Annotated in this window: 14 protein-coding genes; 3 read left to right on the top strand and 11 right to left on the bottom strand. The window is 70.5% G+C overall.

Going from position 1 to position 14020, the window contains the following annotated elements; translation table 11 throughout:
- Window positions 1–24: 24 nt before the first annotated feature.
- The 5 genes from VLF38_RS03960 to VLF38_RS03940 form a co-directional block, all read right to left on the bottom strand.
- Window positions 25–1263, bottom strand: coding sequence for an acyl-CoA dehydrogenase family protein (locus VLF38_RS03960; protein WP_325269985.1), 1239 nt, complete (start codon window positions 1261–1263; stop codon window positions 25–27).
- A gap of 50 nt (window positions 1264–1313) precedes the next feature.
- Complete coding sequence (locus VLF38_RS03955) at window positions 1314–2546, bottom strand: acyl-CoA dehydrogenase family protein (RefSeq protein ID WP_325269984.1); 1233 nt, start codon at window positions 2544–2546, stop codon at window positions 1314–1316.
- 41 nt (window positions 2547–2587) lie between these two features.
- Window positions 2588–3526 (bottom strand): MetQ/NlpA family ABC transporter substrate-binding protein, encoded by a 939-nt coding sequence (locus VLF38_RS03950; protein ID WP_325269983.1) that lies wholly within the window; start codon window positions 3524–3526, stop codon window positions 2588–2590.
- Between the two features lie 76 nt (window positions 3527–3602).
- On the bottom strand, window positions 3603–4274 hold the full coding sequence (locus VLF38_RS03945) for a methionine ABC transporter permease (RefSeq protein WP_325269982.1): 672 nt from the start codon (window positions 4272–4274) through the stop codon (window positions 3603–3605).
- Entirely contained in the window at window positions 4271–5275 is a 1005-nt protein-coding gene (locus tag VLF38_RS03940; RefSeq protein WP_325269981.1) for a methionine ABC transporter ATP-binding protein, read from the bottom strand. Before VLF38_RS03940 ends, VLF38_RS03945 begins: the two co-directional genes overlap by 4 nt.
- Before the next feature lie 291 nt (window positions 5276–5566).
- Here VLF38_RS03940 and VLF38_RS03935 point away from each other — a divergent pair, with 291 nt between their 5' ends.
- On the top strand, window positions 5567–6472 hold the full coding sequence (locus VLF38_RS03935; RefSeq protein ID WP_325269980.1) for a LysR family transcriptional regulator: 906 nt from the start codon (window positions 5567–5569) through the stop codon (window positions 6470–6472).
- An 8-nt stretch (window positions 6473–6480) separates the two neighbouring features.
- On the opposite strand, the gene hemE is transcribed toward VLF38_RS03935, so the two are convergent.
- Window positions 6481–7545 carry a uroporphyrinogen decarboxylase gene (hemE, locus tag VLF38_RS03930; protein WP_325269979.1) on the bottom strand — a complete coding sequence of 355 codons (1065 nt, stop codon included), beginning with the start codon at window positions 7543–7545 and terminating at the stop codon, window positions 6481–6483.
- 70 nt (window positions 7546–7615) lie between these two features.
- Here hemE and VLF38_RS03925 point away from each other — a divergent pair, with 70 nt between their 5' ends.
- Together VLF38_RS03925 and VLF38_RS03920 are read left to right on the top strand one after the other, a co-directional pair.
- Window positions 7616–8215 carry a DUF3000 domain-containing protein gene (locus VLF38_RS03925; protein WP_325269978.1) on the top strand — a complete coding sequence of 200 codons (600 nt, stop codon included), beginning with the start codon at window positions 7616–7618 and terminating at the stop codon, window positions 8213–8215.
- A gap of 2 nt (window positions 8216–8217) precedes the next feature.
- The gene (locus VLF38_RS03920; RefSeq protein ID WP_325269977.1) at window positions 8218–9513 is read left to right on the top strand and encodes a ribonuclease D; all 1296 of its coding nucleotides are present in this window, start codon (window positions 8218–8220) and stop codon (window positions 9511–9513) included.
- A gap of 61 nt (window positions 9514–9574) precedes the next feature.
- Here the strand turns inward: VLF38_RS03920 and VLF38_RS03915 are convergent, their stop codons facing one another.
- The 5 genes from VLF38_RS03915 to VLF38_RS03895 form a co-directional block, all read right to left on the bottom strand.
- Window positions 9575–10939 carry an ABC transporter substrate-binding protein gene (locus VLF38_RS03915; protein WP_325269976.1) on the bottom strand — a complete coding sequence of 455 codons (1365 nt, stop codon included), beginning with the start codon at window positions 10937–10939 and terminating at the stop codon, window positions 9575–9577.
- 68 nt (window positions 10940–11007) lie between these two features.
- Complete coding sequence (locus VLF38_RS03910; protein ID WP_325269975.1) at window positions 11008–11400, bottom strand: type II toxin-antitoxin system PemK/MazF family toxin; 393 nt, start codon at window positions 11398–11400, stop codon at window positions 11008–11010.
- Between the two features lie 284 nt (window positions 11401–11684).
- Complete coding sequence (locus VLF38_RS03905; protein WP_325269974.1) at window positions 11685–12269, bottom strand: hypothetical protein; 585 nt, start codon at window positions 12267–12269, stop codon at window positions 11685–11687.
- Window positions 12270–12299: 30 nt separating this feature from the next.
- Window positions 12300–13106: an ABC transporter permease gene (locus VLF38_RS03900; RefSeq protein WP_325269973.1), complete on the bottom strand. Its 807-nt coding sequence runs from the start codon at window positions 13104–13106 to the stop codon at window positions 12300–12302.
- Between the two features lie 9 nt (window positions 13107–13115).
- Window positions 13116–13991 (bottom strand): ABC transporter permease, encoded by an 876-nt coding sequence (locus tag VLF38_RS03895; protein ID WP_414689359.1) that lies wholly within the window; start codon window positions 13989–13991, stop codon window positions 13116–13118.
- Window positions 13992–14020: the final 29 nt, after the last annotated feature.

Raw genomic sequence — 14020 nt, 5'->3', positions numbered from 1 at the left:
ACCTGTCACCGGGCCGGCGGGTGATCACGTGTACCAGGTGGGCTCGGGCACCTTGTTGAGCAGTGCGAACTCGCCGACCTCACGGCGCTTGTAGGCCACCGGATCGTGCAGCGAGTGCGTGCGGATGTTGCGCCAGAAGATGTCGAGGCCGACCTGGTTGCTGGTCGCGCGGGCGCCCGTCAGCTCGTAGACCTTGGTCCCGGCCTCGAGGGCGATGTCGACCGCCTTGACCTTGGCGGCGGCGATGCGGACGGCCGCGTGGCCACGCTGTTCCGGAGTGATCGACTCACGCTCGGCGTGCAGCAGACCGGCGAGCTCCTCCCCTGCCGCGTCCGCCAGCGCCTCGGCAGCCCACAGGTCTGCCTGCAGACGGCCGTAGCCCTCGAGGATGTACCACTCCTCGGTCGCCTTCTCCTTGTTGTCACCGCCGTAGGGCCAGGCACGCGTGACGTCCTGCGTGTACGCCGTGCCGGCCTTCAACGCACCCTTGGCGATGCCCAGGTAGAACTCGGTGAAGACCTGCTGGATGGCCGGGAGGTTGAGGGTGGCGTAGTTCAGCGGCTCGAACGGCGCGAACTCCTTGTCCACATAGCCGGCGGCCGCCGCCCACGGCACACGGACACCGCGGATCTCGACACCACCCGACTCGGTCAGCCGCTGGCCGAGGTTGTCCCAGTCGTCCTTGTAGACGATGCCGTCCTGCTTGCTCGGCACGATCGCGAAGATGTGCTTGTCGGTGCCGTCGAGGACACCTTCCAGGACGGTCAGGTCGCTGATCCTCGAGCCGGTCGAGAAGGTCTTCCGCCCGTTGAACTCGATCTCCTCGCCCAGATCGGTGATGACCAGGTCGTTGTCGCGCGGGTTCACCGCACCACCGAAGAAGAGGTTGTTCGTGGTGTAGAGCTCCTCGACGGCGGCGACCTGGTCGACGGTGCCGACGAGACGTACTGCCCAGGCCCACAGGTAGTGGTAGGCCAGCAGCTGGCCGATGGAGCCGTCGCCCGAAGCGACCTCGCGGATCACCTTGTAGGCCACGGTCCACGGCTGCTCCGCCCCGCCGTGCGCGGCCGGGCCGAGGAGGGTGACCAGACCGGCAGCCTTGAGAAGGTCCACCTCGGCCTGCGGCACGGCCTGGGCGCGATCGCGCTCCACCGCGTCGACGGCGAGGATGCCGGCGACCTCGGCCGCGCGGGCGATCCAGCCCTCGGCGGTGGTCGGGACCGGCTGGCCGGTCCAGGGAGAGGCCTTCAGTGCTTCGTTCACGGAGAGGGTCATGGTGGTGCTCGCTTTCGTCGTTGGAAGGGAGGTCTTGGTCAGAAGTAGGCGTTGGCCGGGAAGCCGGTGCCGTTGACCAGGTGGTCGCCGACGGCCGAGGCCTTCAGGAACGTCGGGTTGTGCGTCGAGATCGTGCGGACGTTGCGCCAGTGCCGGTCGAGGTTGTGGACGGCCTGCGTCGCCGACGTACCGCCGACGTCGAAGAGGCGCGCTGCGGTCGCGTAGGAGAACCGGTCGATCGCGACCTTGGCCTGCGCCGCCGCGAGCTGGGCGGCATCCGCCGCTTCCACCGCCGGGACGCCGTCGACCACCGAGTCGGCAGCAAGCTGGAGCGCCTCGGCGGCCTTCAGCACGATCGCCTCCGCGGCGAACACGTCCGCCGAGATCTCGCCGACCACCTGCAGCACCTGCCGGTCCGCGGCCGGTCCCTGGGGCGACCCCGCGTGGCTGTAGTTGCGGGCACGCCGCTTCAGCAGCGCGACCGCGTCGTTGCGCACGCTGCGCAGGATCCCGGCCGTGACCGCCTGCAGGAAGAGCTGCAGGAACGCTCCCTGGTAGCCGGGCACCGGGTCGGCCGGGTCGGGCTCGCCGAGGTCGAAGAACTCCTCGGCCTCGACCCGCACGTTGTCCAGCTGCGTCGTGCCCGTGCCGGTGAGGCGCTGGCCGAAGCCGTCCCAGTCGTCGAGGATGGTGACCCCCTCGCGGTCCACCGGGATCACCGCGCCCGCGATGCGACCGTCTGGTGCGGCTGCCCAGATCTGGGTGTGGTCGGAGTAGATCGACCCGGTGGAGTAGAACTTCGTGCCGTTGAGGCGGAAGCCGTCGCCATCAGGCGTGAAGGCGGTGTCGAAGTACAGCCCCACCGGCTTGCGACTCTGCTCGCTGAACCCGTTGCCGACGAGCTCGTCGGCGCCGGCCAGCGCGACCAGCCGGCGACGGAAGGCCGGGTCCTCGATCGCCTGCAGGTGCTGCTCCACGAACCAGAAGTGCGTCCGCAGGATGTGAGGGACAGCCGAGTCCGCCTCCGCGAGGTCGATCAGCGCCGCGAAGAGCTGCGGGATCCTGAGCCCGGCACCGCCGAGCTCCTCGGGCACCCGGAGCCGGCCGACACCGGCTCCCTTGACCAGGGCGATCAGGTCGTGCGGTGCGACCCTGTCGCGCTCGCGGTCCGAGGCGCCCTCGGCGATCCGCTCGAGGAGCCTGGTCCACTCCGGGGTTCCGGGGCGGACGACCGCCTTCGTGGCGGGAGGTGTCGTGCTGGCCGTGGTCATGGTGCTGCTCCTTCGGATGGGCGGCGGATACGTCGTCGTGGTCAGCTGGCAGAGACGGGCGCGAGCTGCCCCTGCAGGGCCGGGTCATCGTTGGACTCGAGGTACTCCTGGACGCGCGGGTCGAAGAAGATCTCCTCGAGTACCGCGACCTGCGGGTCGTCCTCGTAGTCGGTGCCGACGACGAGCTGGCCGGCGAACTCCTTCGGCGCCGCCGGCGCGAGGATGCGCTGGGAGTCCGGCGTATCGGCATCGACGAAGCTCATGTTGTAGTCGATGACGGCGTCCACGGACGGCAGCGAGCGCGGGCCGGAGCCGTACTCGATGTACTGGAACTTCAGGCCCTTGGGGTTGGCGTCGATGTCCTGCTCGGTGGCGGCCCAGGGCTCGACGCCGTCCTTGAAGGTGATCGCGCCCTCACGCTCGAGGATCCACAGCGCCTGGGCGGTGTTGGCCGGGTCGTTGAGCAGCGCGATCGTCGCGCCCTTCGGCAGGTCCTCGAAGCTGTCGTGCTTCTCCGAGTAGATCGAGTAGGACCACTGGAAGACCGGCCCGAGCGCGGTCAGCTTCCAGCCGGTGGCGTCGGTGACCTGCTTGAGCCAGTGCTTGTGCTGGTAGATGTTGGCGATGTACTTCCCGTCGGCAGTCGCCTGGTCGAGCTGGTTGCCGTCCTCGATGCCGACCGGCTTGATCGTGACGCCGTGCTCGGGCGCGATCTCCTTGCCCAGGAACTCGAGGAAGGCCCGCTCGCTGGCCGAGCTCGCCTGGTAGGCGATCTGGAACTCGTTGCCGAAGTGGCTGCCGTCGGCAGCGGCGGAGGCGTCGTCGTCTCCGCCGACCACCCGCCAGGCGACGAGGGCCGCGACGATGACGGCGAGGACGACAGCGAGGACGACGAGCAGTCGGCGTCGGCCACCGCCGAGGCCGAGGTCGACATCGTCGAGTGCGCGGTGGCCGGGTGCGTTGCGGTCAGTGAGTGACATGAGAGGTTCCTTGCAGGAGGAGAGGACCGCGCCGCGGGAGTGCGACGCAGGAGGGGTCGGCGGTGGCCGGGAAGGGTCAGCGGGTCAGTGCACGAACGGCGCGGTCACCGCTGAACTGGATCGCCTGGACCAACAGGACCAGGACGCAGATACAGGCGAGCATGATGTTCTGATCGAAGCGCCGGTAGCCGTAGTTGACGGCGAGGTAGCCCACTCCGCCGGAGCCGATGGCACCCGCGATCGCGGAGTACTCGATCATCGCGACCAGGTTGAGGGTGAAGCCGGCGACGAGCCCCGGCACCGCCTCCTTGAGCTGGATGCCGGAGACGATCTGCCAGCGCGTGCTCCCACCGGCGAGACCGACGTCGAGGAGCTCGCGCGGCACCTCCCGGACGGCGTTCTCGGTGATCCGCGCGAAGAACGCGGTGCCGGCCACCGCCATCGGGATGAGGGCCGCCTGGAAGCCGATCGTGGTGCCGAAGACCAGCTTCGTGACCGGGATCAGGGCGGCCATCAGCACCAGGAACGGCAGCGAGCGGCCCAGGTTGGCGATCCAGCTGATCGAGACGTGGAGCGCCCGGTTGGGGGCCAGCCCGAGCGGGGAGGTGTGGAAGATGAGCAGGCCGAGCGGGAGCCCGAGAACGACGACGACGGCCATGACCAGCCCCACGAGGCGGACCGTCTCGCTCAGCGCCGGGCCGAGCAGTGAGGGCACGTCGGCCCAGGGCGTCGAGATCAGGACGTTCATGCCGCGGGCTCCGCGCCCGGCACGGCACGCAGCACGGCACGCTCGGGGACCAGGCCGTGACGGGCGAGCACTCGCTCGAGCACATGGTCGTCGACAGCAGGGTCGACCGCGATCGTGACCCGCCCGACGCTCCCGCGGCCCGCTTCCTCGATGAGGGCGGAGAGCACGGCGATGTCAGCACCGACCTCGCGGCCCACGCCCGCGACCCAGAACGGCGAGACCGACGCGATGTCGTAGCGCAGGCTCCAGGTCCGGTGACCCGGCGGGGCCAGGACGGCGGGTGGCAGCGGCAGCAGGGCCCGGGAGAGCTCGGAGTCGGAGCGCCGTACGACGTCCGCGACCGAGCCGCGCTCGACGATCCGGCCGTGGTCGAGCCGTGCCACCTGGTCGGCGATCCCGCGCACCACGTCCATCTCGTGGGTGATGACCAGGATCGTGACCCCGAGATCGTCGCGGAGCTCGCGCAGGAGCGTCAGGATCGACTGCGTCGAGTCGGGGTCGAGCCCCGAGGTCGCCTCGTCGCTCAGCAACACAGACGGCGCGAGCGCGAGCCCGCGGGCGATGCCGATGCGCTGGCGCTGCCCGCCGGAGAGCTGCGACGGGTAGTGGGCGGCGCGGTGCAGCATGCCCACGCGGTCGAGCAGCTCGTGGACCCGACGCCGCACCTCGACGTCGGAGACGCCGTAGTGGCGCAGCGGCAGCGCGACGTTCTCCGCAGCGGTCAGTCGCCGGAGCAGGTTGGCGGACTGGAAGACGGTGCCGATCTCACGGCGGGCTGCGCGCAGCTCGCGTCCCGAGAGCGCAGTGAGGTCGCGACCGTTGACGGTGATGGTGCCGCTGGTCGGGCGCTCGAGCAGGTTCACGGTGCGCGCCAAGGTGCTCTTGCCGGCACCGCTCGGGCCGACGACGGCACCGATCTGCGCGTCACCGAAGGTCAGGTCGATGCCGTCGAGCACGGTGGTCGATCCATAGGACTTGGTCAGTCCGGAGATCTCGATCATGAGGCTTCCTGGAAGGGGGCAGGCCGGAGCAGGGTCTGGCAGCGTCCGGGTACGAGGCATCGCCCGAGCGACGCACGCCGACGGGTCGGCATGAGGGAAGGGGTCACGGTTCAGCGACAGCGACAGCGACAGGGGTCGACCGGCCGGGCGGCGGGGCGGTGCTGCATCGCGGTGTTCTCCATGGTCGACCTCCTTTCGGTTTAATAGTAGTATTTCACTACACATTATCCAGCGATGCGTGGACGGGATCCGCGATCACCCCCTCGCCGTCACCGATCACCGGGAGCGCGGATGCGCATCGAACAGCTGCAGTACCTGCTCGCCGTCACCGAGCACGGGTCCGTACGCCGGGCCGCCGAGCGCCTGCACGTCTCACAGCCGGCCATGAGCGACGCCCTCGCCCGGCTGGAGCGCGAGCTGGGTGTCGAGCTCCTCGAGCGGCAGCGATCCGGGGCCCGGCTCAGCAGCGCTGGCCGTGAGCTCCTCCCTCGCATGAGCGACGTCCTGGAGGCAGTGACCAGGCTCCGGTCAGCGGCCGCGGGCGAAGCGGCAGCCGGCCACGCGCTCCGGATCGGCTCAGTGCACGCAGCGACGAGCGTGCTCCTGCTTCCCGCCGTCCAGCGCCTCCGCGCGGCGCGGCCACAGACCTCGATCGACCTGCGGACGCTGCAGCAGCACGAGATCGTCCTCGGACTGCTGGAGGGCGGCCTCGACTTCGGGCTCGTCAACCTGCTCGATGGAGACGACGTGCCAGCCGGCCTGACGGCGTACGAGCTGAAGCGGGGGCGGCCCGTCGCCGTACTGCCGGTGGACCACCCGCTCGCGGACCAGGAGGACGTCGGCGCCGACGACCTGCGCGCCGAGCCGTTCGTCGGGATGCGCGCGGGCTACCTCATGCACCGCTTCGCGCATCGGCTCTTCGACGGCGACCTCCCGCGCACCTGGCACAGCACCGACGGAGCCGAGATGGGCAAGCTGATGGTCGCCGAGGGCATCGGGCTGACCGTGCTCCCCGACTACAGCGTCGAAGGGGACCCGCTCGCCCGGACCGGCCTGATCACCACGCGCCCGATCCGTGACAGCCCGGCGGGCGTACGACTGGTGCTCCTCCACCGCCAGCGCGAGGGCGCGACCGATGCCTCGCGCGGGCTGATCGAGGCGCTGATCCTGCAGGCGCGCTCGCTCCGCGCTGCGTGAGGCGGCGGTCAGCCCAGCGGGTAGGAGTGGACGAAGTCGGTCAGCCTCTTGAGCTGGTCGGGGTCCGTCGACGGGATGACGCCGTGCCCCAGGTTGAAGATGTGGCCCTTGGCAGCGCGGCCGGCCTCGATCACCTCAGCGGCACGCTCGAGCATCACCTCGGTCGGCGCGAAGACCAGCGTCGGGTCGAGGTTGCCCTGGACACCGCGATCACCCACGCGGGCGATGCCGTCGGCCAGCGGCGTGCGCCAGTCGACGCCCACCACGTCGGCACCGGCCTCGCCCATGAGCGTCAGCAGGTTCGTCGTCCCCACGCCGAAGTGGATCTTCGGGACGCCGAGGCCGGAGACCTCGGACAGCACGCGGGCGGAGTGCGGCATCACGTGCTCGACGTAGTCGCGCGGCGTCAGCGCGCCGGCCCATGAGTCGAAGAGCTGGACGGCGGAGGCACCGGCCGCGACCTGCACCCGGAGGTATGCCGCGGAGTGCTGCGCGATCTTGCGCATGAGCGCGTCCCAGACCTCGGGGGCGCTGTGCATCATCGCCTTGGTCTTCGCGTGCTCCTTGGAGGGGCCACCCTCGACGAGGTAGCTGGCGACCGTGAAGGGCGCACCGGCGAAGCCGATCAGCGGCGTCGGACCGAGCTCGGGCACGAGCTGCTTCACCGCCTGGGTGATGTACGCGACGTGCTCGGGCACCAGGTCCGGGATCGCCTCGACGTCGGCGAGCGTGCGGACCGGCGACGCCACGACCGGACCGATGCCGGGCTTGATGTCGAGGTCGACACCGACGGCCTTGAGCGGCAGCACGATGTCGGAGAAGAAGATCGCCGCATCGACGCCGTAGCGACGGACGGGCTGCAGCGTGATCTCTGTGACCAGGTCGGGGTCCATGCAGGAGTCGAGCATCCCGATGCCCTCGCGGACCTTGAGGTACTCCGGCAGTGACCGCCCTGCCTGGCGCATGAACCAGACCGGCGTGTGCGGCACCGACTCACCGCGCGCAGCACGGAGGAAGGCGGAGTCGCTCGTGGCGGACTGACGGGGGACGTCGGCCGGAGTCGTGGGAGTCACAGGGCAATCCTCGCAGGTGCCGCGGCGTGGCAGGACATCGACAAGTGTGACCAGTCCTACCCTGATGGACATGGTCGTCCGTCAGGAGACGCCCCCGAGCCCGGGCGCGCCCCTCCAGCCCGAAGAGTTCCGTCGCGCCGTCGCCAGCATGCGCTCGGCGAAGCTGCGCAGCGAGGTCTTCTGCGAGGACATGCCCGCTCCCCAGCGCATCGCGCCGTACGCCGCCGCGCTGAGCGCCGACGTCACCGTCGACGACGAGGACCTCGGCACCGGCCGGATCATCCTGCTCCACGACCCGGCGGGCAACGACGCCTGGCAGGGCGAGTACCGCTGCGTCGCCTACGCCCGCGCCGAGATCGATCCGTCGATGATCACCGACCCGCTGTTGGCCGAGGTCGGCTGGGCGTGGCTCACCGAGGCGCTCGAGGCACACGGTGCGACGTTCCACGCCGCCTCCGGCACGGTCACGCGGGTCGCCACGGAGGGCTTCGGCGGCATGTCCGACGACGAGGGCTCAGCGCAGCTCGAGATCCGCGCGTCATGGACCCCCGACTCCCTCGACATCGCCAGCCACGTCGAGGCATGGGCCGAGCTGCTCTGCACCGCCGTCGGTCTCGAGCCGGTCCCCGAGGGCGTCGCCGCCATGCCGAGTCGCCGAGGGCAGCGCTGAACGTGACCGACCCCGCCGCTCCCGAGCCGAACGACGAGGCGTCCGCCTCCTCCGACGTCGAGGCTGTCCAGCCCGCTCCTCTGCTGATCCTGCGCGACGGCCTGCCCCCGATCATCGACACCGACGCCGGCCTGGCGGCGTACGCCGCGAAGCTCGCCGCCGGCACTGGCCCGGTCGCGATCGACGCCGAGCGCGCGTCGGGCTACCGCTACTCCGCCCGCGCCTACCTCGTGCAGCTGCGTCGTGAGGGCGCCGGCACCGCGCTGATCGACCCGATCGGCCTCTCCACGTTGGCCCCGCTCGCGGAGGCACTGGAGGGCACCGAGTGGATCCTCCACGCTGCCACGCAGGACCTCGCCTGCCTCGCCGAGATCGGTCTGCATCCGGCCTCGCTCTTCGACACCGAGCTCGCCGGGCGCCTGCTCGGCTACCCGCGCGTCGGCCTGGCCACCCTCGTGGAGTCGCTGCTGGGGCAGCGGATGCGCAAGGAGCACTCGGCCGCGGACTGGTCCAAGCGACCCCTGCCCGAGTCGTGGCTCGAGTACGCCGCACTCGACGTCGAGGTCCTCCTCGAGCTGCGGGAGCTGATGAAGGCCGAGCTCGTCGCCGCAGGGAAGGACGAGTGGGCACGCCAGGAGTTCGAGCACCTCCTCGACTTCACGCCCACCGTCCGCGTCGACCCGTGGCGCCGCACCTCGCAGATGCACCGGGTCCGCGGCCGCCACGGGCTCGCCGCGGTGAAGCTGCTCTGGGAGGAGCGCAACGCGATCGCTGCCGAGCGCGACGTGACCCCCGGCAAGATCATCCCCGACTCCGCGATCGTCGAAGCCGCCCTGGCGATGCCCCAGGACCGTGCTGCCCTGCTGGCTTTGAAGGGATTCCACGGCCGGGGCGCCGAGCGCTACTCCACCCGCTGGATCGCGGCGATCCGCGAGGCCGCCGCGCTTACGGAGGCCGAGCTCCCCCCGCGCACCCTGCGTGGCGACGGGCCACCCGTCCCGCGCGCGTGGGCCGAGAAGGATCCGGTCGCCGCCCGCCGCCTGGCGCACGCGCGCGAGGCGATCGCGGCGCTCGGCGAAGAGGTCAGCACCCCGGTCGAGCAGCTGCTCCAGCCCGACTCGTTGCGCCGGCTGCTGTGGGCACCGCCGCGCACGCGTCAGCCCGAGGACCTGCTGGCCGCCGTCGGCGAGCAGCTCGCGGCGTACGGCGCCCGGCCGTGGCAGGTGGAGCTGGTCGCTCCGCTCCTGCGCGACGCGATCCTCGCCGGGGACGTCGCGCCACCCACGCCGGACGCCTGACCACCTCCGCGTCCACCAGCGCCGAGACGTGCGTTGTGGTCACGCGAGACGTGCGTTGTGGTCAGTTGGCGGACGCGCTCGCGGTCGCCGAGGGCGTCGGGTTCTCCGACTCCTCCTCGGGAGCGAGCACCGCCTTCGACGCCTCGTCGATCTTCGCGGTGAGCGCCTCGATGTCGATGAGGCGGCTGTAGAAGAGCTGGTAGACGTCGGCGTGGACGGCACGCTCGAGCGCCGGCCACGAGTCGAGCAGCGGCAGCGTCACGATGTCCTTGACCGACCGGTTGAAGACGTAGCTGTGGGCGGGCATCCGGTCCTTCTGCAGGAAGGCGTCAGACTCGGCGACCTCACTGTTGGCCGGCACCAGGTAGCCCGCCTCGGCGACCTCGGAGACAGCGTCCTTGCCGATCGCATGGACGACGAAGTCCGCCGCGGCGCTGGTGTTGACGGCGTTGGCCGAGATGCAGAGGCCGCTCGCATCGCCGAGGGTCTTGTCATCGGAGAGCGCCGGCATCGGCATCACGTCGAAGCTCAGGCCCGGTGCACGGCGCAGCTCCGGCGTCAGGGTGCGGAACCCGGCGATCATCGCCAGCTTGCCGTCCTTGAACATCTCCAGCGCGCTGGTCGCCCGGAGCTCGCGCGGGGTCGGCGTGATCGCGCCCTTGCGGAGCAGCTCGAGCGAGGTGGTCAGCGCCTTGAGGCTCCCGTCGGAGGAGAGGTCCAGGCTCTGGGGGTCGCGGTCGTCGTCGAAGAGCGAGCCGCCTCCCGAGTAGACGAACGGCGCGAGGCCGCTGAGGCTCGGGTCGATGTAGACGCCCTTCGCACCACGGCGAGCGCCGAACTTCGCAGCCTCCGCGAACTGCTCGAAGGTCCACGTCGTGTGGTTGAGCGGGGTGTCCAGGCCGGCCTGGCGCATCTCGGCGAAGTCGAGGAGGTTCGTGTTGTAGTACATGACCATCGGCGAGATGCCGTAGGGCATGCACTCGAGGCGCTCGTCGTGCGAGAAGGCACGGATGCTGTCGCGCTTGTACTGGTCGGTGAAGTCGACACCGCGGGAGTCGAGGAGCTCGTCGATGTGCTGGTTGAGGCCACCCTCGACGATCTCGCCCAGGTCGCGGCGCGACATCAGGAAGACATCGGGCACCTCACCCTTGCGGAGCTGGCGCAGTGCAGCGTCGGCACTCGCGACCTCGACCAGGTCGACCTTCACGCCCGGGTTCGCCGTGTTGTAGTCGGCGACCATCGCGCGGTAGCCCTTGACCTCCGCGGGTGCGCCGTAGGCGAGGAACGAGATCTCCGTGGGCTTCCCGGTCGGGCTCGTGCTCGCGGCGCTCGTCGACGGAGCGGGGCCCGCGGACGGGTCGGAGGTGCAGCCGGCAGTAACGGTCGCGACGATCGTCATCGCGGCCAACAGAACGGAACGCCTCACGGCAGCAGGCCCTCCTCATCGCGTTTCCCCAGTAGCCCAGCGGCCCCACCTTAGCGGCCCGCTGGTCGTCAGGCAGGGGTCGCGGGTGTGAGGTACGGCGCTGCCGCCGCGACCACTGCGGCGAAGAGGTCGGCGTCGAGCGCAGCCCCCTCACGGCGTACGGCGGAGCCCGCGAGGTGGAGCAGACGGTCGAGCCGGACCTCGCTCGCGCGGCCCCGGTGGTCCCACGGGCCGGTGCCGACGTCCATCCAGTGGCGGCCGACTGATGCTTCCTGCGCGGCGTCGCGATCGTGGTCCTTCGACGTCATCGGGAGCGCGAGCCAGAGGTCACCCTCCCGGGCGAGCAGCAGCACGGGGCGGTCCTTCCCTCGGCTCGGGTCGTCCTCATAGGGCACCCAGGCCCAGACCACCTCGCCCGGATCCGGCTGCCCGTCGGCCTCCGGTGCGTACGTCGCGTCCATGTTGTGCACCCTAGGCGCGACCTTGCACTTGTGGTCACACGAACCTGCAGGGGTGACCACGGAGTGAGTGCGCCGGACCGGGAGCGCCTCACGGCGCGTGGCCGCTCGTAGCGGCTGATTTTGGGACCCGGGGCTGCCACGGCCCGGCACACCTGAGAAGTGTAGGTCGACCGTGTGCATCACGCACCTCGATCACATGCCCAGGCTCGCGTGACCACAACTGCAGGTTCGACTGACCGCAGGTACAGGTTCGCGTGACCACAACTGCAGGTTCGGGCGGATGTTCAAGCGAGACCGTGGTCGAGCTCGATGTGCGCGGCCGACTCGAGCTGCTCGCTCAGGGTGAGCACCGGCTCGTGGTTGGCGTGCCCCAGGCTCGCGCGACCCACCGCGACGACCCGGGCGAACGCCGCAGCGCGCAGCAGCACGTCGCCGAAGTCGGTGCGGACGATGCCCCGCAGGACGTCGTCGACCATGAGCCGCACCTCGTCGGGACCGGGCGGCTCCGAGACACCGGCCACCACGCGAGCGACCTCGGCGGCGTGGCGGCCCGCGTCGTACTCCTCGGCAGCGGAGAGGGGCGCGGCGTGGACCCACCCGCGCAGCAGGTAGAGGCGCCACAGGCACCCGGCGAGGGTGTGCGCCGGCGCGTGCGACCAGAGCTCCGCCAGCGTCTCCATGCCCTCGGTGTCGGCGAGCGTCAGCACCCGTTGGGCGGTGACGTCGTCGCCCGCCGCTCGGGCTCCGCGGACCAGCACGGCGGCCGCGACCTCCGCGGCCTCGGTTACGGCGGCCGGGTCGATGCCGCTCTCGAGCGCGGCGAAGAACCGGTCCCCGGGGATCATCGGGCGGTGGTGCTGGCGGGTCACCGCACCAGCGTAGGTGCGGCGTCGCGGCCCTCAGCGTGACCCGGCCGTCTCGACCCCACCGGCCAGCCGCTCCGACAGCCAGATCGGGATCACCGAGAGCAGGATCAGGACCACGGCGACCACATTGACCACGGGGCCCTGGTTGGGCCGGAAGAGGTTCTCCAGGATCCAGATCGGCAGCGTCTTCTGCTGGCTGCCCGCCGTGAACGTGGTCACGATGATCTCGTCGAACGACAGCGCGAACGACAGCACACCACCCGCGATGAGCGCCGAGCGCATCACCGGGAAGGTCACCAGCCGGAACGTCGTGAACGTCGAGGCCCCGAGGTCTGCCGAGGCCTCCTCGAGGTTGGTGCCCATCCGGCGCAGGCGCGCGATCACGTTGTTGAAGACCGTGACGATGCAGAACGTCGCGTGCGCGACGATGATCGTCAGCATCCCCAGGTCCCAGCCGAGCAGGGTCTTGAACGCGTTGTTGAGCGCGATGCCGGTGACGATGCCGGGCAGCGCGATCGGCAGGATGATCAGCAGCGAGACTTGGTCGCGGCCGAAGAACCGGTACCGCTGTAGCGCGAGCGCCGCCATCGTCCCGAGCACCAGTGAGATCAGCGTCGCCACCGCCGCGACCTGCAGGCTCACGACGAGGGCGTCGATGACACCGTCGCTCTCTGCGGCACGCCGCCACCACTCAAGGGTGAAGTCCTGCGGCGGGAAGGCGAAGGTGATGCTCGCGTTGAACGAGTTGATCACCACGAGCGCCAGCGGGACGTAGATGACGCCGAGCGCGACGAGGGTGAGGATCCGGAGCGTCATCCGGAACGCGGGCGAGAAGGTCACGACAGGCTCCTAGGCGTTGTCGAGCGCACCGGTACGCCGGGCGGCTGCGAGGTAGGCGAGCATGATCAGGATCGGCACGGTGGCCACCGCTGCAGCGAACGGCAGGTTGTTGGCCGCACCGACGTTGTCGTAGACGACGTTGCCGAGCATCTGGCCGGCGCCGCCCACGATCTTCACGGTGATGTAGTCGCCCAGCGAGAGCGAGAAGGTGAAGATCGACCCGGCCACCACCGCGGGGAAGACGGTCGGCACGACCACCCGGCGCAGCGTGTGCAGCGACTGGGCGCCGAGGTCGACCGAGGCCTCCAGGAGCGAGTCGGGCAGCCGCTCGAGGCCGGCGTAGATCGGCAGGACCATGAACGGCAGCCACAGGTAGGCCAGCGTCACGATGGTCGCGGTCATGCCGTAGCCGGGCGAGTCCAGCCCCAGCGGGCCGAGTACGTCCGAGACGACGCCGCCCTCGGAGAACATGATCCGCCAGGCGTAGGCCTTGACCAGGTAGCTCGCCCACAGCGGCGTGAGCACCGCGATCACCAGGATCCGGCGCAGCCGGGGAGAGGCGACCTTGGCCATGTAGAGCGCGATCGGGAACGCGAGCGCGGCGTCGACGACGGTCACCAGCGCGGCGATGCCGAGCGTGCGGAACGTGATCGTCCGATAGACCTCGGTCCCCCAGAGCTGGACGAAGTTGTCGACGTTCCACTCGCGCACGACCGCGCCGGTGAAGCCGTCCTGGCCCCAGAAGGCAGTGACGAGGAGCGCCGCCAGGGCGGCGAGGTAGGCGACCCCGAGCCAGAGCATCGGCGGCAGGGCCAGCAGGGTGAGGCGAATCCGTGGGCGACGGTGCAGAACCGTCGAGACGGGGTGGGTGGGTGCGTTCTTCATCGGGGTCAGCCGGCCGGGTCGCGGAGACC

The organism is Nocardioides sp. (genome assembly GCF_035481145.1).
Lineage (GTDB): Bacteria > Actinomycetota > Actinomycetes > Propionibacteriales > Nocardioidaceae > Nocardioides.
Note: the sequence above shows the minus strand (reverse complement) of the source record. Positions and strands in the feature narration are given on the sequence as shown.